This is a genomic window from Oryzobacter telluris, assembly GCF_043099285.1.
In the GTDB taxonomy this organism is placed as follows: Bacteria; Actinomycetota; Actinomycetes; order Actinomycetales; family Dermatophilaceae; genus Oryzobacter; species Oryzobacter telluris.
Genome location: NZ_CP170723.1, coordinates 2,788,450 through 2,810,960 on the forward strand (window position 1 = coordinate 2,788,450; position 22,511 = coordinate 2,810,960).

Genomic DNA, 22,511 nt, shown 5'->3' on the forward strand with positions numbered 1-22,511 from the left:
GGGGCGCCCCGGACCGAACCGTGGCGCAGGGCCTCTTGCGCGGTACGGCCCTCAGAAGCCGGCGTTGCGCAGGAGGAACTCGGTCTCGGTGTCGCGCCCGCCGCGGGGGTCCTGGGCGGGGGTGACCGGCTGGGTCGTCACCATGTCCTCGGGTCGGACCCGGGGCAGGTCGACGTGGACCCGGTGCTCGAGGTCGTGCTCCTCGTCGTGGCTCACGGCCGTCTCCGGCGTGGTTCCCGCGCCGCCGCTGGTGCCTGTCGTCGCCATCGCGACCACCTCCCTCGTCCCCAGTATGCGCCGCCGTGGTCTGCGTCGGGTGCGCCGGCCGACCACGACCGTGCCGCGACACATCCGCGCAACATCGGGCTGACAGGATGAGCGGCGTGGAGCAGGAACGCGAGGTCCTCACGTGGGCCGACTTCGACCGGTCGATCTGGGACCTCGCCGAGCAGGTGGCTCGCGACGGCATCCCCGACATGATCCTGTCGATCGCCCGCGGCGGCCTGCTCATCGGCGGGGCCCTCGGCTACGCGCTCGGCGTGAAGAACACCTACACGATGAACGTCGAGTTCTACACGGGCGTCGACGAGCGGCTCGACGTGCCGCGCATCCTCCCGCCGGCGCCCGACTTCGTCGACCTCCACGACGCCCTCGTCCTCGTCGCCGACGACGTCGCCGACACCGGGCTGACGCTGGCCTCGGTGCAGGACTTCTGCGCCGGCAAGGTGGGCGAGGTCCGCACCGCGACGATCTACGCCAAGGAGCGCTCGGTCGTGCGGCCCGACTACGTCTGGCGCGACACCGACCGCTGGATCACCTTCCCGTGGAGCGACCGTCCCCCGGTGACCGGCCGAGGCCCCAGCGACAGCTGACCCGGCCCACCGCGTGGCAGGGTTGGCGTCGTGTGGCCCGTCACCGCGTCCGAGACCGTGTACGAGAACGCCTGGATCCGGGTCGTCGAGGACCGGGTCGAACGCCCCGACGGGTCCCCCGGCCTCTACGGTGTCGTCCACCTGCGGCACCCGGCCGTGTTCGTCGTCGCCGTGACCGATGACGACGAGGTCGTCCTCGTCACCGTCGACCGCCACACGACCGGCGCCTCCGTGGAGGTGCCCGCGGGCGGGTCCGACGGTCCCGACACCCTCGCCGGCGCCCGTCGGGAGCTCGCCGAGGAGACCGGGCTGGCCGCGTCCTCCTGGCAGGAGATCGGGAGGATGGACGCCCTCAACGGGGTCTGCATCGCACCGGAGGTCGTCTACCTCGCGACGGGCCTGCACCCCGCCCCGGGCGCCGAGCAGGAGGTCGAGGGCATCAGCGAGGTGCGGCGCGTCCCGTGGCCCGAGGTGCTGGCGATGGTCGCGCGCGGCGACATCACCGACGGCGAGACCGTGGCGGCGCTGATGTTCGCCGCCCTCGCCCTCGGTCGCGTCGGCTGACCTGACCCCGGACGCACGGATGCCGCCCACCCTGGCGGGCGGACGGCATCCGATGGGCGCTCACGAGGAGCGCGAGGGGTCAGCTCCCGACGCGGAAGCGGGCGAAGCCACCAGCGGAGGCACCGGCCTCCTCGAGGACCTTCGCGACCGTCTTCTTGGCGTCCTTGGCGAACGGCTGCTCGAGCAGGACGTTCTCCTTGAAGAAGCCGTTGACGCGACCCTCGACGATGCGGGGAAGGGCGGCCTCGGGCTTGCCCTCCTCCTTCGCGGTGGCCTCGGCGACGCGACGCTCGTTCTCGACCGTCTCGGCGTCGATCTCCTCGCGGGTGAGGACGCTCGGGCTGAACGCCGCGATGTGCATCGCGACGTCGCGCGCCGTCTGCTCGTCGCCACCGGCGGTCGCGACGAGGACGCCGATCTGCGCGGGCAGGTCGGGGCTCGTCTTGTGCAGGTAGGACACGACGTGCTCGCCCTCGAGGCGGGCCACGCGCTTGACCTCGATCTTCTCGCCGATGGTCGCGTTGGCCTCGTCGAGCAGCTCCTTGACGGACTTGCCGTCGGAGAGCGTGGAGTCGAGGAGGGCCTCGGCGTCGGCGGCCTTGACGGCCACGGCCTGGGTGAGGACCTGCTCGGCCAGGGCGCCGAAGCGCTCGCCCTTGGCGACGAAGTCGGTCTCGCACAGGACCTCGACGAGGGTGCCCTCGCCGGCGGAGGCCGCGGCGGTGACCAGACCGTTGGTGGCCGTGCGGCCCTCACGCTTGGTCACGCCCTTGAGGCCCTTGACACGCAGGATCTCCTCCGCCTTGGTCATGTCGCCATCGGCCTCGTCGAGGGCCTTCTTGACGTCCATCATCCCGGCGGCGGTCTTCTCGCGGAGCGCCTTGATGTCAGCGGCGGTGTAGTTCGCCATGAGTGGTGTTCGCTCTTTCCTACTAGCGGTCGGACGGTGACGAGTGGGTCAGGCCTTGTCGGCCGGAACGGCCTCGGCCTCGGTGGCGTCGGCCTCGGCGGCCGGGGCCTCCTCGGTGACCTCGGCGGCGGGAGCCTCCTCGGTGACCTCGGCGGCGGGGGCCTCGGGGGCCTCCTCGACCTCGGCGACCTCGGGGGTCTCGGCGACCTCGGCGGTCTCGGCGGCGGGCGCCTCGACCTCGGCCGGAGCCTCGGCGGTCTCGGTGGCCTCGGCGGCGGCGGTCTCGCCGGCCTCCGGGGCGACCTCGTCGGCCGTCTGCGCGGCGTCACCGGCGAGGAGCTCGCGCTCCCAGTCGGCGAGCGGCTCGTCGCCGGCCACGACACCCTCGGCGGCGGGGCCACCGGAGCGCTGGATCAGGCCCTCGGCGACGGCGTCGGCGATGACGCGGGTCAGCAGCGTGACCGAGCGGATGGCGTCGTCGTTGCCGGGGATCTTGTAGTCGACCTCGTCGGGGTCGCAGTTGGTGTCGAGGATCGCGATGACGGGGAGCCCGAGCTTGCGCGCCTCGTCAACGGCGAGGTGCTCCTTCTTGGTGTCGACGATCCACACGGCCGAGGGGACCTTGCCCATGGTGCGGATGCCGCCCAGGGTCTTCTCGAGCTTGTCCTTCTCGCGCTTGAAGATGAGCAGCTCCTTCTTCGTGAAGCCGGAACCGGCCACGTCGTCGAAGTTGAGCTCCTCGAGCTCCTTGAGGCGGGTGAGCCGCTTGGAGATCGTCTGGAAGTTGGTGAGCATGCCACCGAGCCAGCGGTGGTTGACGTACGGCATCCCGACGCGCGTCGCCTGCTCGGCGATCGGCTCCTGGGCCTGACGCTTCGTGCCGACGAAGAGGATGGTGCCGCCGTGGGCGACCGTCTCCTTGACGAACTCGAACGCGTTGTTGATGTAGGTCACCGACTGCTGCAGGTCGATGATGTAGATGCCGTTGCGCTCGGTCATGATGAAGCGCTTCATCTTGGGGTTCCAGCGACGGGTCTGGTGCCCGAAGTGGACGCCGCTCTCGAGGAGCTGGCGCATGGTGACGACGGCCATCGTCGTTCTCCTTGTGCTAGAGGTTGTCAGTTTCGTCGGTAGTGGTCGGCTCACGGCCGGCCCCACCTGCCTGGCGTCCTGACGCACCCCGGACGGTTCCGGCCGACGAGGTCGACCCGTACCGCCACTGCCGTGGTGCGCCCCGGCTCGGAGGAGACCTCGTCGCAGGAGAGTGACGCGCGAATTCGGCGCACGTGTGGATACACGCAGGCCGTCGGACATCGTACGTCGCGCAGGGCCCCCAGCGGAAATCGGCTCCGACCCCGTCAGCGGCCCGGAAAGCCGCAGGCGGCGCGCTCCATCGACGGGTAGCGTCTCGGCCTCGTGGGCCGGATCCTCGACGTCATCGCACCGCCGCGCATGGGCACGCCCTTCCGGTGGAACCTCACGTCGTCGTGGGTGGCCCAGCTCGGCGACGGCATCGCCCTCGCGGCCGGTCCCCTGCTCGTCGCGTCGCAGACCGACGACCCGCGGCTCATCGCGGCCGCGGCGATGGTCCAGCAGGTGCCGACCCTCGTCCTCGGGCTGTTCGCCGGGGCGATCGCGGACCGCGTCGACCGCAAGCGGCTCGTCCTCACCGCCAACCTCGTGCGCGTCGTCGTCCTGCTCCTGCTCGTCGCCACGATCGTCACGGGGACGATCTCCATCGGGCTGCTCCTCGTGGCGCTGCTCGCCGTGGGCACGGCGGAGATCTTCGCCGACACCGGATGGCGCGCCGTCCTGCCCTCGATCGTCCCGCCGGCGGACCTCGGGGTCGCCAGCGCCCGGCAGATGTCGGGCTTCCTCGTCGCCAACCAGATGGTCGGGCCGGCCGTCGGGGCGTCCCTGTTCGCGCTGGGCCACGCGGTGCCGTTCGGGGTGCAGGCGACGGCCGGGCTGCTCGCCGCCGCCCTGTTCGCCAAGGTCGCCGTCCCCGCTGTGGTGCGGGCCGCCGACCACGAGCCGCAGCACGTGGGGCGCGACATCCTCGACGGCCTGCGATGGATCCGTCACCACGCCCCGGTGCGCACCCTCATCCTCGTGATCCTCGCCTTCAACATCACGTGGGGGGCGCCGTGGGGCGTGCTCGTCTACTGGGCGCAGCAGCGGCTCGGGGTGGACGAGGTCGGCTTCGGCCTGCTGACGACCGCGTCGGCGGTGGGCGGCGTCATCGCCGTGGTGGGGTACGACTGGCTCGAGCGCCGGGTGGCCCTGGGCCGGCTGATGAAGGTGTGCCTGACCCTGGAGGTGCTCATGCACCTCGTGCTCGCGCTGACGACCGTGCCGGTCGTCGCGTACGTGGTGATGTTCGTGTTCGGCGCGTACGCCTTCGTGTGGGGCTCGCTGTCGAACGCGGTGCGGCAGCGGGCGACGCCCCACGACCTCCAGGGACGGGTCGGCTCGGTGTACTGGCTGGGGCTGACGCTCGGCCTCATCGTGGGGCAGCTCATCGGCGGGCTGCTCGCCGACCGGTTCGGGCCCGCGGCGCCGTTCTGGTTCGCGTTCGGCGGCTCGGCGTTGACGCTGGCGGTCGTCTGGCGGCAGCTCGGGCACATCGCGCACGCCGACGAGCAGACCCACTGACGCGCCCTCGCCCTCGCCCTCGCCCTCGGCGAACGTGGGTGAACACGCCGCGGATCACCGGCGCGTTCACCCACGTTTCGAGCGAGCGGCGCGGGGCCCCGCTCGCCTAGCCTGCGGGCATGCCCTCCTCCCCCGGCCACCCCTCCCTCGCGCCCTTCGGCACGACGATCTTCGCGACGATGTCGGCCCTCGCCGCCGAGCACGGCGCCATCAACCTCGGGCAGGGGTTCCCCGACACCGACGGCCCGCCCGAGGTGCTGGCGGCGGCGGTGTCGGCCATCCGGTCCGGGCTCAACCAGTACCCGCCGGGGCCGGGGGTCCCCGCCCTCCTCGATGCCGTAGCGGAGCACCAGTCGCGCTTCTACGGGCTGACCGTCGACCCGGTGCGCGAGGTGCTCGTGACGGTGGGGGCGACCGAGGCCATCGCGGCGACGGTGCTGGCGCTCGTGCGCCCCGGGGACGAGGTCGTCACCTTCGAGCCGTACTACGACTCGTACGCGGCGACCATCGCCCTGGCCGGCGGGGTGCGCCGGACGTCGGTGCTGCGGTTCCCTGACTTCGCGGTTGACGAGGAGTCCCTGCGGGCGGCGTTCTCGTCGCGGACGCGGGTCGTCCTGCTCAACACGCCGCACAACCCGACAGGGAAGGTCTTCACGCGGGCCGAGCTCGACCTCGTGTGCGAGCTGGCGCGCGAGCACGACGCGTGGGTGGTGACCGACGAGGTGTACGAGCACCTGACGTTCGACGGTGTCGAGCACGTGCCCGTGGCCTCGCTGCCCGGGATGGCGGAGCGGACCCTGACGATCTCCTCGGCCGGCAAGACGTTCTCGACCACGGGGTGGAAGGTCGGCTGGGTGTCGGGTCCGGCCGAGGCGATCGCGGCCGTGCGGGCGGTCAAGCAGTTCGTCACGTACGTGGGGTCGGGGCCGTTCCAGCACGCCGTGGCGACCGGGCTGGGGCTGGGCGACTCCGTGTACGCGGGGCTGTCGTCGTCCTTGCAGGCCAAGCGCGACCGGCTGGTGGCGGGGCTGCGCGCGGCGGGGATGAGCGTCTCGGTGCCGCAGGGCACGTACTTCGTCATCGCCGATGCCGCCCCGCTCGGCGCGACCGACGCCCTGGCGTTCTGCCACGAGCTGCCGGTGCGGGCCGGTGTGGTCGGGGTACCGGTGTCGGTGTTCCACGACGACGTCGACGCGGCGCGCACGCTGGTGCGGTTCGCGTTCTGCAAGCAGGACGCGGTGCTCGACGAGGCCTGCCGGCGGTTGGCGGCCCTCGCGGGCTGACGGGCTGACGGGCTGACGGGCTGACGGACGCGGTCGTCCACAGGCCCGGTCTCGGGAGGTGGTCGTCCACAGGTTCCGTGCGGCCCTGTCGCGGGGCGGCGGGTGCGGCGAGGCTCGAGGCATGTCCAGGTCCTCCGTCGTCGCCGTCGTCGCCGTTGCATGCCTCGTCGCGCTCGGGGCCGGCGTCGTCGGGCAGCCGGGAGGCGGCGGCATGGGCAGTGACGAGGCCGCGCCGGGCGCGGCGGCCGCGGTCGAGGACGGGTCGACCGGCTCCGTCGGGGTCGGCCGGGCCACGGGCGCGGGGGCGGCTGCGGTCGGGGGTACGAGCAGCTCCGGTGTGGGCGGGGCTGGCGGGACGGCGCGACCCGGCCCGGGGCTGCGTGCCGCTGGTGCCCGGGCATCCCCCGACGGTCCGGTCGCTCACCCGTGGCGGTGGCCGCTGGCACCGCGTCCCCCGGTGCTGCGGCGATTCCGGGCTCCACCCGACCCGTACGCCGCGGGACATCGCGGGCTCGACCTCGGGGTCCGTGCCGGTGACGTGGTGCTCGCCGTCGCCGACGGTGTCGTCACGCACAGCGGCACCGTGGCGGGTCGTGGCACCGTCACGGTGCTGCACGCCGGTGGGCTGCGCAGCACCTACGAGCCGGTCGACTCCTCGGTGCGTGAGGGTGACGTCGTGGTCGGCGGTGCGCCCATCGGGGTGGTCGCGCCTGGCCCGGGATCGTCCTCGGGACACTGCGGCGCCCGGGTCTGCCTCCACCTCGGAGCGCGGCGCGGTGAGAGCTACGTCGACCCGTGGCCGCTGCTCGCCGGGGCCCGGTTGGCCCTGCTACCCCTTGGGTGAGGCCGACGGGCTGACGGACGCGCCCGGTGAGGGCGAGGTCGACACGCTGGACGTCGGTGTGGGAGTGGCGGTGCTGCTCCCGGAGCTGCGCTGCTGGAAGAAGAACCAGCCAGCCGCGGCGAGCGCCAGGACGATGACGAGCAGGACGATCGACCGGACCCGGCTCTTCTTCTTCGCCTTGGCGGCCACCTCGGCCGCCTCCGCTGCAGCCTCGGCGTCGAGGAGGGCCTGGGCCTCGGCCAGCTCGCGCTCGCGCTCCTGAGCGCGGGCCGCCGACTTGGCGCGCCGCTCCTCGGCATCGGCCCGACGGCTCGTCGTCTGGACCATCTGGGTCGGCGGGTCGATGAGGATGTCCTTGTCGGGGTTCTCGACCGCGGGGACCTCGAACTCCATGCCGTCCGACACGCGCCAGGACAGGTGGACCGGCGGCGGGACGTAGCGGTCCGAGGCGTCGACGGCGTCTGCGGCAGAGGTGCGAGCGGCGGGGGCGGTGGCCGAGACCTGGGCCGTCCCGAGGAGCACCTCGGGCGGGGGCGCGCCGAGGAGCTCGGCGAGCGGGGTGACGGTGAGCTGAGGAGTGGTGGTCTGGGCTGCGGCGGCGGGGACGACCTCGGGGGTCGGCTCGGGCTCAGGCGCCACCGTGGACTCGGCGGGCTCATCAGGCGCGACGTCCTGCACCAGCTCGGGCGGCGGCACGAACCAGCCGTAGGCCGACGGGGCGTTGTCGTCCTCGACGACCCAGGGCTGGGAGTCGTAGTCGCGAGCGGCTCGACCGGCATCGGAGTCGTCGACCACCTCGGCGACGTCCTCGAGCGTGATCTCGTCCTCGACGACCGGCTCGTCCTCAACGACGGGCTCGGCCAGGTCCTCGACGACCGGCTCGTCGTCGACAGCCTCAGGCTCCGCTGCGACGTCCTCGACAGCCTCAGGCTCCGCTGCGACGTCCTCGACAACCGGCTCTGCCAGGTCCTCGACAACGGGCTCGTCCTCGACGACCGGCTCGGCCAGGTCCTCGACGACTACCTCAGCCTCGGGCTCGACCCACGCCTCCTCGACGACAGGCTCGTCCTCAACGACGGGCTCGGCCAGGTCCTCGACGACCGGCTCGTCGTCGACAGCCTCAGGCTCCGCTGCGACGTCCTCGACAACCGGCTCTGCCAGGTCCTCGACAACGGGCTCCTCCTCGACGACCGGCTCGGCCAGGTCCTCGACGACTACCTCAGCCTCGGGCTCGACCCACGCCTCCTCGACGACCGGCTCGGCCAGGTCCTCGACGACCGGCTCGTCCTCGGCCAGGACCTCAGCCTCGGGCTCGACCCAGGCGTCCTCGACAACAGGCTCGGCGACGTCCTCAACGACCGGCTCGGCCAGGTCCTCGACGACCGGCTCATCCTCGAGCACAGGCTCCGCGGCGATGTACTCGACGACCGGCTCGTCCTCGACGACAACCTCAGCCTCGGGCTCGACCCACGCATCCTCGACAACCGGCTCTGCCAGGTCCTCGACAACCGGCTCTGCCAGGTCCTCGACGACCGGCTCGTCCTCGACAACAGGCTCCGCGGTGACGTCCTCGACGACGGGCTCGTCTTCAACGACAGTCGAGGCAAGGTCCTCGGCAACAGGCTCGTCCTCGACAGCTTCAGCCTCGGGCTCCGCAGCGACCCATGCGTCCTCGACAACCGGCTCATCCTCGACGACAGTCGAGGCAAGGTCCTCGACAACGGGCTCGTCCTCAACGACCGGCTCAGCGTCAACGACCGTCTCGGCCACGTCCTCGACAACAGGCTCGGCCACGTCCTCGACAACCGGCTCGTCCTCGACGACGACCTCAGCCTCAGGCTCCGCCGCAACCCAGGCGTCCTCGACAACAGGCTCGGCCACGTCCTCGACAACCGGCTCGTCCTCGACGACGACCTCAGCCTCAGGCTCCGCAGTGACCCACGCGTCCTCGACGACGGGCTCGTCCTCGACAGCCGGGGCGGAGGCCTGCTCGGCCTCGGCGCGGGCGGCCTCGGCGAACTCCGCCTGCCACGCAGCCCAGTCGACGGTGCTGTCGGCGTCTGAGCCGGCCTCGACGGTCGCCTCGACCTGCTCGGAGGTCTCCTCGAGGTCGGCCGCGTCGCGGGGGGCGACCTCGGCGTCCTCGATCGGCTCGTCCACCTCGACGCCGGCAGTCTCGACGGCGGCAGTCTCGACGGCGGCGGTGTCGTCGCTCCAGGTGTCGACGACCTCGGACTCCTCGTCCTCGTCGGTGACGATCTCCTCGGTGGCCGCCCGGTGCTGGACCGCCAGCCACCAGGGCGTCGAGTCCTCCTCGACGGCCGGCGGGCTCACCTCGTCCACGACCTCGACCTCGGCGTCGGCGTCGGGCGTCGCGGTCTCGCCGGCAACAGCCGAGTCGACGGAGTCGACCACCTCGTCCTCCGGGACGTCGGTGGACCGGCGCATTATCCAGGAAGGCCGGTCGGCATCCTCGTCGCTCCCGGACCCAGCGCCGGCGCCGGCGTCACGGTCGGTCGGGGCCGAGGGCGCGGCAGCCCAGGTGTCGTGGGGGGCCTCCTCATGGAGGTCCTGCGTCGGCGGGGGCGTGAACGTGGGCACCGTGGCGTCGGCGTACCCCGCGAGGGCCGCCAGACCGGTGACGGCAGGAGCCGTGGGGGCGATCGGCTCGGGCTCGGGCTCGGGCTCGTGGCGTGCCGGGGCGGACCGCCCGCTGGAGCGACGGCCGAACCGGACGATGGAGCCGCGGCGGTGGCGCGCCGAGGTGTCGGCCTCCTCCTCCTGGACCTGGCCGGCGGGCTTGGGCTCGACGTACAGGCGGCGGAACTCCGAGACCCACTCGGCGACATCGAGGTGCTCGGCCGAGTCGCCCGACGCGGCGGCGGAGCCGTTCTCCGACGACGCCGGCGCGGCGTCGCCCTCGTCGCGGTCGGTCATCGATCCGCTCGCGTCGAGGTCGATGCCGCTCGACCGCCGTTCCTCGGTGTCCTGGGGGACCGCGTCGTCATGCACGAGGGTGCGCCATCGCGTAGGACCGCTTGAGCCGGTCGACGGACACGTGCGTGTAGATCTGGGTGGTCGCGAGCGACGCGTGGCCGAGCAGCTCCTGGACCATGCGCAGGTCGGCACCACCCTCGAGGAGGTGGGTGGCGGCGGAGTGGCGCAGGCCGTGCGGGCCGAGGTCGGGGGCGTCCGGGACGTGCTCGAGCAGCTCGTGGACGACCGACCTCACCTGGCGCTGGTCGGCGCGACGGCCACGCCGGCCGAGCAGCAGCGCGGGCCCGCTCTCGGCGGTGACGAGCTGGTGCCTGCCGCGCTCGAGCCAGGCGACCACGGCGTCGCGAGCAGGGAGCCCGAACGGCACGCGCCGCTCCTTGTCGCCCTTGCCGACGACGCGGAGCACGAGCGAGGAGAGGTCGAGGTCGTCGACGTCGAGGCCGACGAGCTCACCCACCCGGATGCCGGTCGCGTACAGCAGCTCCAGGGCCGCGCGGTTGCGCAGGTGCACCGGGTCGTCGTCGTCGGCGGCGACGGCCGCGACGTCGAGCAGCGCCGCGGCGGACCGCTGGGCGAGGACGGGAGGCAGGGTGCGGTGCCGGCTCGGGGCCGAGAGGCGCAGCGAGGGGTCGGTGGCGATCCGTCCGGAGCGTTCGAGCCACCCGAAGAAGGTGCGCAGGGACGCGGACGTCCGGGCGATCGTGGCGCGAGCCGAACCGCCTCTGGACAGGGTGCCCAGGTGGGCCCGAAGATCAGCCAGGCGGATGTCGCTGAGACCGCCGTCGTCGTCGACCCCGGCCCCGTCGAGGAACGCGTCGACATCCCGCACGTAGGCACGCACGGTGTGGGGCGATCTGCCGCGCTCCGCCCGCAGGTGTCGCTCGAAAGCGTTGAGCGCGTCGCATCGGACGACGGTCACGCGCACACGGTGTCACCCCACGGGGCCCTCCGCAACGACTTCGGGACAAGTCGGACTGTTCGGCCCAGCCGCCTACTTCCTCCCCACCCGTCCCTTGCGCCACCTCCCGGAGTCCCTGACGACGAGTCCGTCGACCTCGAGGGCGGCGAGGATGCCCGCGAGGGCCTCCGCGCGCACCCCCGAGGACACCCCCAGGCGCTCGGTGCTCGCGCTCCCCCGCGTGGGGACGGCGGCCCAGACGCGGTAGGAGACCTCGTCGAGGTGGTCTTCCGGTCGGGACGGTCCGCGGTCGCGCGCCGGGGCGAGGTGCTCCCCCATCGAGGCGGCCAGCTCGGCCACCTCGGCGGCGTCGGTGACGAGCACGGCGTCGGTGTCGCGCACCAGCGCGTGGCACCCCGCGGACGTCGCGCTCGAGACCGGGCCCGGTACCGCGCCGACCGGGAGGTGGTGCTCGCGCGCCTCCCTCGCGGTGGACAGCGACCCCGACCGCAGGCCCGCCTCGACGACGACCGTCGCGGACGAGAGCGCGGCGATGATCCGGTTCCGGGCGAGGAACCGCCACCGGTAGGGCGCCGCGCCCGGCGGGCTCTCGCTGACCACCGCCCCGGAGCGGGCCACGGCGTCGATGAGCCCACGGTGCGGGCCCGGGTAGTACCGGTCGGCTCCGCAGGCGAGGACCGCCACGCACCGACCGTCGGCCGCGAGCGCCGCCCGGTGCGCCGCCGCGTCGATGCCGTACGCGGCACCGCTGACCACCGTGAAGCCGCGCGTGACGAGGCCGTCGGCGAGGTCGCCCGCCGTCCTCAGCCCGTACTCGGTGGCGGCGCGCGACCCGACGAGGGCGACGGACCGCTCGACGAGCGCCTCGAGGTCGGGGTCACCACGGACGAAGACGCACGGCGGCGGGTCGTCGAGCCGGTCGAGGCCTGTCGGCCATCCGACGTCGCCGGGCACCAGCAGGGTCAGCGACCCCTGGTCGCACGCCCGGGCGATGCCGTCGAGGTCGAGCTCGCCGATCCGCGCCTCCCAGCCCTCGAGGTCGACCGGGCGGGCCTGCGGGTGCAGCTCAAGCGCCCGGCGACGCACCGAGCCGGCCCGCAGCATCCGCAGCGCCTCGACCGCGCCGTCGGCCTCGATGAGCCGATGCAGCGTGGGGCTACGAGCCTCGGCGACGTAGGTCCAGGCGGCACGGGCCCACCGGTCGTCCCCTTCGAGCCCGCTCGGCCGCCCGATCACGTCGCCACCTGCTCGCCCCGCCGGAGCACCAGCCCCGTGGCGACGTCGTCGGTGTCGGGGACGACCCGCCCGCCGAGGTCGGCCGACGACCACGCCACCCGCAGCACGCGGTCGTACCCGCGCAGGGTGATCCGCCCGGCATCGAGCGCCCGGTCGAGGACGGCCGTCGCTCCCCGCGGGAGACGGAACGGCGGCCGGCGCAGGACGTGTCCGGGCACGACCCCGTTGACCGCCCAGCCGTCGGCTGCCCACCGCGCCGCCTGCACGGCCCGCGCCGTCGCCACCCGCGCCGCCACCGCCGCACTCGACTCCCCCGGCTCGTCGCCGAACGCGGCCCGCTGCACCGGCGGCACGTGCACCTGCAGGTCGACCCGGTCGAGCAGGGGCCCGGACAGCTTGGCCGCGTAGGCGCGGATGTCCTGCGCCCGGCACCGACAGTCGATGGCCTTGCCCCACGACTGCCCGCAGGGGCACGGGTTGGCGGCCAGGACGAGGAGGAAGCGCGCCGGGTAGCGGACCACGTGCTGCGCCCGCGCGAGGACCACCTCCCCGGACTCGATCGGCTGCCGGAGCACCTGGAGCACCGAGCTCTTGAACTCCGGGGCCTCGTCGAGGAAGAGCACCCCGCGGTGGGCCCGCGAGATGGCCCCGGGCAGGGCGATCCCCGTGCCGCCCCCGGCCACGGCCGCCACGGTCGAGCTGTGGTGCGGTGCCACGAACGGCGGCGTGCGGTCGAGGTCGGCGACCTCCCCGACCTGACCAGTCAGCGAGCGGATGGCGTGGGTCTCGAGCGCCTCCTCGCGGCTGAGCGGCGGGAGCACGGTGACGAGGCGCTCGGCGAGCATCGTCTTGCCGACCCCGGGTGGTCCCGACATCAGCAGGTGGTGCCCGCCCGTGGCGGCGAGCTCGAGGGCCCGCCGGGCCTCGGGCTGCCCGGCGACGTCGGCGAGGTCCGGACCCGACCGGTCGCGACCCGACGGCACGACCGGCTCGGGCGCGGGCGGCAGCCCCACCCCCGACTCGGCCGCCGCGTACCAGCCGACGACCTCGGCCAAAGTGGCCGCGCCGTGCACGGTGATGCCGTCGACGAGCTGCGCCTCCGCGACGTTCTCGAGCGGGACGACGACGTGCCGTACCCCCCGGCGCGCGGCCTCGAGCACCGACGGCAGCACCCCGCGGACCCCGCGCAGCCGCCCGTCGAGCGCCAGCTCGCCGAGGTGCACCACCTCGGCCGCGAGGGCGGCCGCCCGCAGGACCCCCGACGCCGCCAGCACGGCCACGGCGATCGGCAGGTCGAACCCGGACCCGCGCTTCGGGATGGACGCCGGCGAGAGGTTGACGGTGATGCGGTGCGCGGGCAACGGCACCCCCGACGTCGCCGCCGCCGGGCGCACCCGGTCGGGAGCCTGGGCGCACGCGGCATCCGGCAGCCCGCCGATCGCGAACTGCGGCAGCCCCTGGGCGATGTGCGCCTCGACGTCGACGAGCGTGCCCTCGAGCCCGGTGAGCGTGACCGACAGCGTGCGCCCGAGCCCCATCGTCACGACCCCACCCCCACGACGTGGCGCAGCAGCGGCGGCTGCCCGGGCCGGCACAGGATGCCGACCACGTCGATCCGCACGCCCTCGGCCGACACGTCGTGCGCCCGCATCCACGCCGCCGCCAGCCGCCGCAGCCGCATCGCCTTGGCGAACGTCACCGCCTCGACAGGCGACCCGAACCCCGACGACCGCCGCGTCTTCACCTCGCACACGACGACCCACCCGCCGTCGCGCGCGACGACGTCGACCTCACCGTGCTCGCAGCGCCAGTTGCGCTCGAGGACGGTGAGCCCCCGGTCGCGCAGGTACCGCACCGCGAGGTCCTCGCCCCACCGCCCCAGCCCCCGCCGCGGGTCGCCCGGTGGGCCCCCGGCACGGTCGTCGTCGTTCGTCATCCCCCGAGCCAACCCGCGCGGGCCGGCTCGCACCACGGTCACCTCGGACCTGTGGACGACCGCCTTCCGGGCGGACCCCTGTGGACGACGGGGCTAGAACTCGCCCTTCGGCAGCTCGAGCTCGCTCTTGGCGAGCTCCTCGACGTTGACGTCCTTGAACGTCACGACCCGCACGGTCTTGGCGAAGCGCGCCGGACGGTAGATGTCCCAGACCCACGCGTCGTGCATCGTCACGTCGAAGAAGACCTCGCCGCCGTCGGAGCGCACCTTCACGTCGACCGAGTTGCACAGGTAGAAGCGGCGCTCGGTCTCGACGACGTGGCTGAACAGCCCCACGACGTCGCGGTACTCGCGGTAGAGCGCGAGCTCCGCCTCGGACTCGTACTTCTCGAGGTCCTCCGAGCTCATCGCTCTCCCACTCGTGTCAGGTCGGCCGCCGCGTCGCGCGACGGCTGCGGTGTCAGGTCGGTGACCAGCTCGGCCAGGGGGTCGGCCGCCGGGTCGGTCAGGGCAGCATCATCCATCGTGCCGGGCAGGCGCCACGACCGGCGGTGCCAGTCGGACGTCCCGAGCCGCCGCAGCGCGTCGAGGTGCTCGGGCGCGGCGTACCCCTTGTTCTCCACCCAGCCGTACGAGGGGTCCTCCTCGCCGAGCCGCACCATGATGCGGTCGCGGGTCACCTTCGCCAGCACCGAGGCCGCGGCGACGGACGAGCACTTGAGGTCGGCCTTGACCATCGTCGTCACGGGCGGCGTGGCGACCGCGTCCTCGTGCGCGAACGCGAGGAGGCCGACGTCCTCGGGGGCGGTGAGCCAGTCGTGGTTGCCGTCGAGGATGACGAGGTCGGGGACCACTCCGCACGACGCGAGCGCCCGCGTCCCCGCGAGCCGCAGCGCCGCGATGATGCCGATCTCGTCGATCTCGTCGGCGCTCGCGTGACCGACCGCGTGGGCGAGGGCCCAGCGCTCGATGCGCGGCACCATCCGCTCACGGGCGTGCGGCACGAGGAGCTTGGAGTCGCGGACCCCCTGGGGCGCCGAGCGGCACGTCTCGTCGATGACGACGACCCCCACCGTCACCGGACCGGCCAGCGCACCGCGACCGACCTCGTCCATCCCGGCGAGGACGCGGTGGCCGTCGCGCTGGAGGGCGCGCTCGACGCGCAGGTTGGGCTTGCGCGAGGCGGGGGCCTTCACGGCGTCGCCGCCCGCGTGGGCACCCCGGAGAAGGTCAGGGGGTGGTCGGAGAGCCATCCGGCGCGACCGAAGGGCCACACGGTGGCGATGGCGCGCCCGGTGATCCGGGAGATCGGCACGGTGCCGTCGCGGCCCGTGCCGGACGGGTCGTGGAAGCGCGAGTCCTCGGAGTCGGAGCGGTGGTCGCCCATGACCCACACGCGGTCGGCGGGGACGGTGATGTCGAAGTTCAGCGAGCTCGGCAGGTCGTTGGGCTTGAGGTACGACTCGATGATCGGGGTGTCGTTGATGGTGATGCGCCGGTTGGCGTCGCAGCACACGACGTGGTCGCCCGGCAGCCCGATGACCCGCTTGATGAGGTGGTCCTCGGACTCGGCCGGCAGCAGCCCGACGAAGACGAGGCCGTCGTGGAGCGCCCCGGTGATGCCGCCCCGCTCCACCGGCGTCGGGGCGTCGAGCCAGCCGCCCGGGTCCTCGAAGACGACGATGTCGCCACGGTGCAGCTCGACCGGCCCGGGGGTCAGCTTCGAGACGACGACCCGGTCACCGACGAGGAGGGTGTCCTCCATCGAGCCGGACGGGATGTAGAACGCCTGGAGCAGCCACGTCTTGACGACGAAGGACAGCCCGAGCGCGAGCACGACGACGACGACGATCTCGCGCACGGCCGACAGGAACCACGCCATGACGCCGGGCTCGGGCTCGGGCGCGGTGCCCTCGGGGACCTCGGTGCCGGTGCCGGGGGTCTCGGGGGCGCTCATCGGGCCGCCGCGAGACCGGACGTGTCGACGCCACCCAGGCGGGTCAGCGGCCAGATGCGCAGCACGACCCGGCCCACGACGTCGTCGGCGCCGACGGCTCCGGGCGTGGGAGCCCCGAGCGTCACGGTGTCGCCGGACGCGGACGCGACGACCGCCAGCCGGTCCTGCCGGCCGATGTCGACGTGCAGCAGGTCGGCGACCGCCGCGAGGACCCGCCCCACGGGGCCGTCGTCGACGGGCGTGGACCGGTCGACCGCCGCGGTGGCGGTGGTGTCGACGACGACGAGGTCACCGGCAGCGGCGCCGGAGGAGGCCTTCCACACGAGGACACGGTCTCCTGGCTCGAGGGCCGGCGACAGCGCGCCGGTGGGGACGACGTAGGACTGGAGGAGCAGGCCCTGCACGGCGGCCGTGAGCAGCACGGCCGAGACGAGCAGCACCACGGCCCGGGGACGACGCGACCCGGCCCCTGCCACCGAGGTGGAGGAAGCCGGGTCGGCGTGCGGACGGGTCGTCACCTCGCGGAGCCTAGTCGGCCCTGCTGGGTGCGGCGCGCAGGGTGGGTCGGCCTCAGCGGGCGACCGGGGTGTCGCGCTTCTCCTTGATCTTGGCGGCCTTGCCGCGCAGGTCACGCAGGTAGTACAGCTTCGCGCGACGGACGTCACCGCGGGTCACGACCTCGATGTGGTCGATGATCGGCGTGTGGAGCGGGAAGGTGCGCTCGACACCCACGCCGAAGGAGACCTTGCGGACGGTGAAGGTCTCGCCGACCCCACCACCGTGGCGACGGATGACGACGCCCTTGAAGACCTGGATGCGCGAGCGGGTGCCCTCGACGACCTTCACGTGGACGTTGACCGTGTCGCCGGCGCGGAACTCCGGGACGTCGGTCTTGATCGACGCCTGGTCGAGCTCGTCGAAGATGTGCATGAGGTTTCGCTTTCTCGCGGCCTGCCACAGGCCACCCGCGGGTGTCGGTACTGCGGTGATGTCTGGTGGTGCGCCGCCCGGGCCGCATGCCGGTCGGACGGAGTCCGGGGCACTCCCCCTGTGGCGGGGGCCGTGAGTTCGGTGGGCGCAGCGACCCAGTCTGCCAGAGGGTGCGGCGGGCGACGAAATCCGTACGTCGTCACCTAGCGTGGCCGCGTGACGATCGACCCGGGCCTGCCAGTGGCGCTGGCCGTCGCCGTCCTCCTGACCCTGACGATCGTCGTCTACCTCGTCGGCGACCTGCCCGCCCCCCGGTCCACCCTCGTGGCCGCCGGCCGGGCGGTGGTCCAGCTGGGACTGGCCGCGCTCGTCATCGCCGCGGTGGTGCGCAACCTCGCGCTCTCGGTGCTCCTGCTGTGCGCGATGTTCGTCGTCGCGGTGGTCACCACGGTGCGCCGCATCGAGGCACCGAAGGCGTGGCCGTGGGCGACCCTGGCGATGCTGGCCGGCCTGCTCCCGGTCGTCGCGGTCGTCCTGCTCACCCGCACCATCCCGCCGACCGGCATCGCGCTGGTCCCGGTCGTCGGCATCCTCGCCGGCAACACGATGAACGGGCACACCCTCGCCTGCCGGCGGGCGTTCGCGGCACTGCGCGAGGAGAAGAACCAGTACGAGGCCGCCCTGTCGCTGGGGCTGACCCGGCCGCAGTCGATCGCCGAGGTCGTCCACCGGCGCATCCCCGAGGCGCTCATCCCGGGGCTGGACCAGGTGCGCACCGCCGGCGTCGTCACGCTGCCGGGCGCCTTCATCGGGGTGCTCCTCGGCGGTGGCACCCCCGCCCAGGCGGCGGCCGCGCAGGTGCTCGTCCTCGTCGGCATCATGGCGGCTCAGACGACCACCGCGGTCGTGGCCGAGCGCCTCATCGGCGAGGCGCTGCTCCTCCCCGACGACCTCAAGGCCTCCCTGCGCCCCTGACCGGCCGGGCGAGGGGACTCCCCCGGGCCCCTCAGGTGCGCCACACTCCCCCCATGGCCGGGCAGCCGAGGGGCGCGTCGGAGGCCGCCGGTCGCCCGCGGCACCGACGACCCCCGCCACTGTGGCGCGTAGCCCCACGCCGCCTCGCCCGCGAGCCGCTCACCCTGACCCTGATGACGGCCGTGCTCGCCCTCGTCGGGGTCGCCGCAACGGCAGGTCCCCTGTACGCCGAGGCGGTGTCGGACGCGTCCCTCCACCTCGCTCTCGACGCCGTACCGACGGGGTCCGAGGCACGGACGGCGCCCGTGGTGCGGCTCAACGGCGGCATCGAGCCCGAGCTCGTCGAGCAGAACCGGCTGACCGAGGCCCTCGAGGACGTGCCGGGTCTCGGCCCGACGCGGGTGACGCTGCAGTCGGTGTCGACCGAGCTGCACCCGAAGATCTACTTCGACCCGGTCGGGCCGGTGCTCCTCGGGGGCAGGACACGGGCGCCGGTGCGCCTGTTCGGGGTGGACGACCCTGCCTCGCGCCTCGTCGTCCTCTCCCGGGCCGACGACGTCGCCGACGGGGTCTGGCTACCCCGCCCCGTGGCCGAGGCGACCGGTGCCGCACCCGGCGACACCGTCCGGCTCACCCTCAGCGGCACGCCCGAGCCCGCCGTCACCCCGGTCCGGGTCGCGGGCACCTACGCCGTGCGCGACGACGACCGCACCCCCGTGACCCCGCCGGGCCAGCGGCTGTGGGGAGACCTCGAGAACGAGGGCTACCCCACCGACGCCCTGTCACGGTCCCTGCGCGCGCACCTCGTGGTCGCCGACCTGCGAACCGCCGCCACGCTCGCCGACCGGATCGACGACGACGTCCTGTGGTCGGCCCTGGCGCCGCTCCAGCCCGCCCGACCGCGCCTGGCCGACCTCGACCGCACCGCCGCCGCGGTCGCCGACCTGCGCCGCGCGCTCGCCGCCGGGGTCGAGTCCGGGCCGCTGCCCGCCGCCCTCCGGCCCGGGATCGCGACCGGGGTCGTGGACCTCGACGAGCGCGCGCACGAGCTGGCCACGGCGGCCCGACGCGGGGCCGCCGTCACCACCGGCGTGGGGATCGTGCTCGCGCTTGCCCTGGTCGTCGCGGCGGCACGGTGGTCGAGCGGGCGACGGCAGCGCGAGGTCCGGCTGCTCGCCGCCACCGGACGGCGCCCGTCCGCGGCGGGCCTGCTCCACGTCGTCGAGCTCCTTCCCGCGGCCGTGGTCGGTGGCGCGGCCGGGTGGGTGCTGGCCCGCATCCTCGTCGATCGCACGGTGGGGTCGGCCTCGCCGTCGCGCGACACGATCGTCACGTCGGTCGTCTGGTGCGTCCTGGCCGTGGTGGCCGCGCTCGCGGTGTCCGGGGTGGTCGTGGCGGTGGCGACGCGAGCCGAGGCGCGACGCCTCGAGGGCCGGGCGGACGTCGTCGTCCCGTGGGTGCTCGTCCTCGTCGTCCTCGCGGTGGCGGCGTCGGTCGCCCTGGTCACCCGTCCGCCGGACGCCGGGGACCCGCTCGGCCCGCTCGACGTCCTCGTGCCGCCCCTCGTCATCGCGGCGTTCGCGGCGGTCGGGGCGCGGCTGTTCTTCGCGGTGCTGCGCCGGACCGCCCCGGCCGCACGGCCCCCGACGCGGCGGACCGTGGCCCGCTGGCTCGCCCGACGCCGTCTCCGTTCCCCCGACCCCGGCCGGGAGGTGGCCACGACCATCGCGGCCACCGGGGTGGCGATGCTCGTCCTGTCCCTGGCGAGCCTGACGTCGACCGAACGCACCGTCGAGGACCGCTCCGCGGCCCGCGCGGGCGCGACCGTCGTGCACCGGATCGGGACGTCGTGGCGGGTCGACCCCGACGTCGCGCAGCAGGCCAAGGCCCCGGATGACGGGACGCCGCTCGGCATCGACGACGTCCCGGCGGCCCGCAGCCCACGGCTGCCCCGCGGACAGAGCGTCGCGTGGACGACGCAGACGACCGTGGCCACGAGCGAGGAGAGCGTGCGACTGCTCATCATCGACCCCACCTCGTTCTCCGGTGCCGCGGCCTGGGGGGCGGCCGACGGTCCGGTCGCCGAGGGCCGGTCCCTCCTGCCCGGGCTCGCCGCCGAGGACGCGGAGGCGGCGGCCACGACCCGGCGCAACGGCATCGGCACCGCGGTGCCGGCGCTGCTCGTCGGGGAGGTCGGCGACCTCGGCCTCGAGGTCGGCGGGTCGGTCACCGTCGACACGCTGAACCTCCCCGTGAGGATCACCGTCGGCCACCTCCTCACGGCGTTCCCCGGTGCCCGTCCCGGCACGCTCGTCGTCCCCGCCGACGCGTTCTTCTCGACCCAGGCCAACGAGGACCCGCGGTTGCGCCCCGCCCTCGGGACACCGCGGAACCGGCCGGTCGAGTTCCAGACCGAGCTGTGGTCCTCGACCCAGGAGGCCGCGACCGCCACCCTCCTGCGGAACGGTCTGCGGGCCGACGTCGTCACCACCCTGGCCGGGGCACGCGCCACCCCGGCGTACGTGGCCGCGGCCCAGGCCCGGCGCTACCAGGTGGCCCTCGGGGTGGTGTTCGGGTCACTCGGTCTCGCCGCGGTCGCCCTCGCGGCCGTCCGGCTGGCCCGGCGTTCGCCGGCGGCCGACCTCATGCTCGCGTGGGCCGGGGCCGGCCGGGGGTCGCCGGGCCGGGCACGTGCCCTCGAGACGGTCGTCGTCCTCGTGCTGAGCACCGGGCTCGCGGTCCTCGCCCTCGTCCTCGTCCGCCCGATGGGTGGGGTGCTGCTCGAGCCGGGCGACGGTGTCGCTCCAGCGGCGGTCCTCGTCCTGCCCTCGTCGGCCCTGCTCGCCGGGATCGGCTGGCTGGTCGTCAGCGCGGTGGCAGCGGCGGCCGGGATGCGCCTGGCGTCGGCGGCCGCCACACCGGTGGAGGTGCTCCGTGGCGAGGACTGAACCCACGGCGCGCCCGGTGGACGGCCCCGCGGCGGCCTGCGCCGGACTGGTCCGGATCTACCCGACCGCCACCGGCGAGACCCACGCGCTGCGCGGGGTCGACGCCGAGTTCGATGCCGGGACGGTCACCGCGCTCATGGGCCCCTCGGGCAGCGGCAAGTCGACCCTGCTGGCCCTGCTCGCCCTGCGGGACCGTGCCAGCGGCGGCGAGGTCACGGTGCTCGGGCGCCCGACGTCATCCCTGCGAACCGGGGACCGTCGCCGGCTCAGCCGTCGCACCATCGCCTGGGTGCCCCAGCGGTCCACCGACGGCGTCTTCCCCCACCTCACGGCCCGCCAGAACGTCGAACAGGCGGCGCGGTGGCGCGGCGCGGCCCACGAGGCCGGGGACGCGCTCCTGCGTCGCCTGGGACTGCAGGAGGTCGAGGGCGTCCTCGCCGCACGGCTGTCCGGCGGGGAGCAGCAGCGCCTCGCCGTGGCCTGCGCCTGCATCGGCACCCCCACCCTCCTGCTCTGCGACGAGCCGACCGCCGAGCTCGACGAGGAGACCGCGGCGCTCGTGCTGCGCGAGCTGCGCGGTGCCGCCGACGCCGGGGCCGCCGTCGTCGTCGCGACCCACGACCCGGATGCCGTCGCGGCGAGCGACCGGGTGGTCGCGCTGCGCCACGGGGTGGTGTCGACCGAGCGCCGCGTGGGCTCGGACGCCCACGCGAGCATCGACCCGACGGGGCGGGTGCAGCTCCCGCCCGAGGCCCTCCTCCTCTTCCCCGACCGCCGCGCGGTGCTGCGGGTCGACGACGGTCGGGTCGTCCTCGAGCCGACGCCGGAGGGGTCGTGAGCACGGCCGTGCCCGGCGACGGCGAACCCGTGGTGCGGGTCGAGGGCGTCACCCACGGGGAGCGCTCGCCGGGCCGGCCGATCATCGAGGACGTCTCGCTCGTGGTGCACGCAGGCGAGCTCGTCGTGGTCCAGGGTCGCTCGGGGTCGGGAAAGTCCACGTTGTGCCAGCTCGTCGCCGGGCTGGAGCCGCCTGATGTCGGGGCCGTCCTCGTGGGCGGGGCCCCCGCCGCCGGCCTGTCCGACTGGTCCCGCGTCGCCGCGCTGCCGCAGCGGTTCGGGCTCCCGGCCGAGCTCACGGTCGCCGAGAACGTCCACCTCCCGGCGTGGCTGCACGGCCGCCCCGAGCGGCACGACCTCCTCGAGGCCCTCGACGTCGCCCACCTCGCCGACCGGCTCACGGCCCAGGCGTCGCGGGGCGAGCAGCAGCGGGTGGCGATCGCGCGGGCGGCCAGCCTGCGCCCCGACGCCGTCGTGCTCGACGAGCCGACGAGCCACCAGGACGAGGCGCACGCCGACCTCGTCGTCGCCCAGGTCCTCGTGACCGCCGCCGAGGGCAGCGCGGTGCTCGTGGCCACCCACGACCCCCGCCTCGTGGAGGCCGCGCACCGGGTGGTCCGGCTCGACGCCGGGCGCCACCGCACGTGA

22 protein-coding genes are annotated in these 22,511 nt (G+C 74.3%); 9 read left to right on the forward strand and 13 right to left on the reverse strand.

The genetic code is table 11. The annotated features are described in order from the left end of the window. Positions 1-51 precede the first annotated feature (51 nt). Positions 52-267, reverse strand: coding sequence for a hypothetical protein (locus ACFLFB_RS12840; protein ID WP_392542574.1), 216 nt, complete (start codon positions 265-267; stop codon positions 52-54). A 116-nt stretch (positions 268-383) separates the two neighbouring features. Between ACFLFB_RS12840 and ACFLFB_RS12845 the strand changes: the two genes are divergently transcribed. Both ACFLFB_RS12845 and ACFLFB_RS12850 read left to right on the forward strand, forming a co-directional pair. Further along, positions 384-872, forward strand: coding sequence for a phosphoribosyltransferase (locus ACFLFB_RS12845; RefSeq protein ID WP_392542575.1), 489 nt, complete (start codon positions 384-386; stop codon positions 870-872). A 30-nt stretch (positions 873-902) separates the two neighbouring features. After that, a complete protein-coding gene (locus ACFLFB_RS12850; protein ID WP_392542576.1) occupies positions 903-1,436 on the forward strand; it encodes an NUDIX domain-containing protein in 534 nt (177 codons plus the stop codon). Between the two features lie 79 nt (positions 1,437-1,515). On the opposite strand, the gene tsf is transcribed toward ACFLFB_RS12850, so the two are convergent. After that, a complete protein-coding gene (gene tsf, locus ACFLFB_RS12855; protein ID WP_392542577.1) occupies positions 1,516-2,346 on the reverse strand; it encodes a translation elongation factor Ts in 831 nt (276 codons plus the stop codon). A 48-nt stretch (positions 2,347-2,394) separates the two neighbouring features. Continuing rightward, positions 2,395-3,438 carry a 30S ribosomal protein S2 gene (gene rpsB, locus ACFLFB_RS12860; RefSeq protein WP_392542578.1) on the reverse strand — a complete coding sequence of 348 codons (1,044 nt, stop codon included), beginning with the start codon at positions 3,436-3,438 and terminating at the stop codon, positions 2,395-2,397. Between the two features lie 324 nt (positions 3,439-3,762). Here rpsB and ACFLFB_RS12865 point away from each other — a divergent pair, with 324 nt between their 5' ends. The 3 genes from ACFLFB_RS12865 to ACFLFB_RS12875 all read left to right on the forward strand — a co-directional run bounded on the left by ACFLFB_RS12865 (position 3,763) and on the right by ACFLFB_RS12875 (position 7,128). Then, on the forward strand, positions 3,763-5,001 hold the full coding sequence (locus tag ACFLFB_RS12865; protein WP_392542579.1) for an MFS transporter: 1,239 nt from the start codon (positions 3,763-3,765) through the stop codon (positions 4,999-5,001). Positions 5,002-5,120: 119 nt separating this feature from the next. After that, positions 5,121-6,284 carry a pyridoxal phosphate-dependent aminotransferase gene (locus tag ACFLFB_RS12870; RefSeq protein ID WP_392542580.1) on the forward strand — a complete coding sequence of 388 codons (1,164 nt, stop codon included), beginning with the start codon at positions 5,121-5,123 and terminating at the stop codon, positions 6,282-6,284. A gap of 121 nt (positions 6,285-6,405) precedes the next feature. Next, positions 6,406-7,128 (forward strand): murein hydrolase activator EnvC family protein, encoded by a 723-nt coding sequence (locus ACFLFB_RS12875; protein ID WP_392542581.1) that lies wholly within the window; start codon positions 6,406-6,408, stop codon positions 7,126-7,128. Here the strand turns inward: ACFLFB_RS12875 and ACFLFB_RS12880 are convergent. The 10 genes from ACFLFB_RS12880 to rplS form a co-directional block, all read right to left on the reverse strand. Next, a complete protein-coding gene (locus ACFLFB_RS12880; protein ID WP_392542582.1) occupies positions 7,114-10,140 on the reverse strand; it encodes a hypothetical protein in 3,027 nt (1,008 codons plus the stop codon). The genes ACFLFB_RS12875 and ACFLFB_RS12880 overlap by 15 nt on opposite strands. Further along, a complete protein-coding gene (locus ACFLFB_RS12885) occupies positions 10,133-11,044 on the reverse strand; it encodes a tyrosine recombinase XerC (protein ID WP_392542583.1) in 912 nt (303 codons plus the stop codon). The genes ACFLFB_RS12880 and ACFLFB_RS12885 overlap by 8 nt, the downstream gene beginning before the upstream one ends. Before the next feature lie 72 nt (positions 11,045-11,116). Continuing rightward, on the reverse strand, positions 11,117-12,280 hold the full coding sequence (dprA, locus tag ACFLFB_RS12890; RefSeq protein WP_392542584.1) for a DNA-processing protein DprA: 1,164 nt from the start codon (positions 12,278-12,280) through the stop codon (positions 11,117-11,119). Next, the gene (locus tag ACFLFB_RS12895; protein ID WP_392545421.1) at positions 12,277-13,818 is read right to left on the reverse strand and encodes a YifB family Mg chelatase-like AAA ATPase; all 1,542 of its coding nucleotides are present in this window, start codon (positions 13,816-13,818) and stop codon (positions 12,277-12,279) included. The genes dprA and ACFLFB_RS12895 overlap by 4 nt, the downstream gene beginning before the upstream one ends. 2 nt (positions 13,819-13,820) lie before the next feature. Further along, positions 13,821-14,216 (reverse strand): YraN family protein, encoded by a 396-nt coding sequence (locus ACFLFB_RS12900; protein ID WP_392542585.1) that lies wholly within the window; start codon positions 14,214-14,216, stop codon positions 13,821-13,823. 93 nt (positions 14,217-14,309) lie between these two features. After that, entirely contained in the window at positions 14,310-14,624 is a 315-nt protein-coding gene (locus ACFLFB_RS12905; protein WP_030527975.1) for a DUF2469 domain-containing protein, read from the reverse strand. Continuing rightward, positions 14,621-15,412, reverse strand: a complete 792-nt coding sequence (locus tag ACFLFB_RS12910; RefSeq protein ID WP_392542586.1) for a ribonuclease HII — start codon at positions 15,410-15,412, stop codon at positions 14,621-14,623. Before ACFLFB_RS12910 ends, ACFLFB_RS12905 begins: the two co-directional genes overlap by 4 nt. Beyond that, positions 15,409-16,173, reverse strand: a complete 765-nt coding sequence (gene lepB / locus ACFLFB_RS12915) for a signal peptidase I (protein WP_392542587.1) — start codon at positions 16,171-16,173, stop codon at positions 15,409-15,411. The genes ACFLFB_RS12910 and lepB overlap by 4 nt, the downstream gene beginning before the upstream one ends. After that, entirely contained in the window at positions 16,170-16,691 is a 522-nt protein-coding gene (locus tag ACFLFB_RS12920) for a S26 family signal peptidase (RefSeq protein ID WP_392542588.1), read from the reverse strand. Before ACFLFB_RS12920 ends, lepB begins: the two co-directional genes overlap by 4 nt. A 52-nt stretch (positions 16,692-16,743) precedes the next feature. Then, on the reverse strand, positions 16,744-17,103 hold the full coding sequence (gene rplS, locus ACFLFB_RS12925; RefSeq protein WP_392542589.1) for a 50S ribosomal protein L19: 360 nt from the start codon (positions 17,101-17,103) through the stop codon (positions 16,744-16,746). A 216-nt stretch (positions 17,104-17,319) separates the two neighbouring features. On the opposite strand from rplS, the gene ACFLFB_RS12930 reads away from it, so the two are divergent. The 4 genes from ACFLFB_RS12930 (at position 17,320) to ACFLFB_RS12945 (ending at position 22,511) form a co-directional block, all read left to right on the forward strand. Next, positions 17,320-18,078, forward strand: coding sequence for an ABC transporter permease (locus ACFLFB_RS12930; RefSeq protein ID WP_392542590.1), 759 nt, complete (start codon positions 17,320-17,322; stop codon positions 18,076-18,078). A 173-nt stretch (positions 18,079-18,251) separates the two neighbouring features. Continuing rightward, on the forward strand, positions 18,252-21,026 hold the full coding sequence (locus ACFLFB_RS12935; RefSeq protein WP_392542591.1) for a hypothetical protein: 2,775 nt from the start codon (positions 18,252-18,254) through the stop codon (positions 21,024-21,026). After that, positions 21,013-21,864 carry an ABC transporter ATP-binding protein gene (locus tag ACFLFB_RS12940; protein WP_392542592.1) on the forward strand — a complete coding sequence of 284 codons (852 nt, stop codon included), beginning with the start codon at positions 21,013-21,015 and terminating at the stop codon, positions 21,862-21,864. Before ACFLFB_RS12935 ends, ACFLFB_RS12940 begins: the two co-directional genes overlap by 14 nt. Beyond that, positions 21,861-22,511, forward strand: a complete 651-nt coding sequence (locus ACFLFB_RS12945) for an ABC transporter ATP-binding protein (RefSeq protein WP_392542593.1) — start codon at positions 21,861-21,863, stop codon at positions 22,509-22,511. Before ACFLFB_RS12940 ends, ACFLFB_RS12945 begins: the two co-directional genes overlap by 4 nt.

Coding starts and splice junctions, on each gene's coding strand:
- ACFLFB_RS12905 (WP_030527975.1), bottom strand. CDS start 14,624: ATGAGCTCGGAGGACCTCGAGAAGTACGAGTCCGAGGCGGAGCTCGCG.
- ACFLFB_RS12870 (WP_392542580.1), top strand. CDS start 5,121: ATGCCCTCCTCCCCCGGCCACCCCTCCCTCGCGCCCTTCGGCACGACG.
- tsf (WP_392542577.1), bottom strand. CDS start 2,346: ATGGCGAACTACACCGCCGCTGACATCAAGGCGCTCCGCGAGAAGACC.
- ACFLFB_RS12895 (WP_392545421.1), bottom strand. CDS start 13,818: ATGGGGCTCGGGCGCACGCTGTCGGTCACGCTCACCGGGCTCGAGGGC.
- rplS (WP_392542589.1), bottom strand. CDS start 17,103: ATGCACATCTTCGACGAGCTCGACCAGGCGTCGATCAAGACCGACGTC.
- ACFLFB_RS12900 (WP_392542585.1), bottom strand. CDS start 14,216: ATGACGAACGACGACGACCGTGCCGGGGGCCCACCGGGCGACCCGCGG.
- lepB (WP_392542587.1), bottom strand. CDS start 16,173: ATGAGCGCCCCCGAGACCCCCGGCACCGGCACCGAGGTCCCCGAGGGC.
- ACFLFB_RS12840 (WP_392542574.1), bottom strand. CDS start 267: ATGGCGACGACAGGCACCAGCGGCGGCGCGGGAACCACGCCGGAGACG.
- ACFLFB_RS12875 (WP_392542581.1), top strand. CDS start 6,406: ATGTCCAGGTCCTCCGTCGTCGCCGTCGTCGCCGTTGCATGCCTCGTC.
- rpsB (WP_392542578.1), bottom strand. CDS start 3,438: ATGGCCGTCGTCACCATGCGCCAGCTCCTCGAGAGCGGCGTCCACTTC.
- ACFLFB_RS12935 (WP_392542591.1), top strand. CDS start 18,252: ATGACGGCCGTGCTCGCCCTCGTCGGGGTCGCCGCAACGGCAGGTCCC.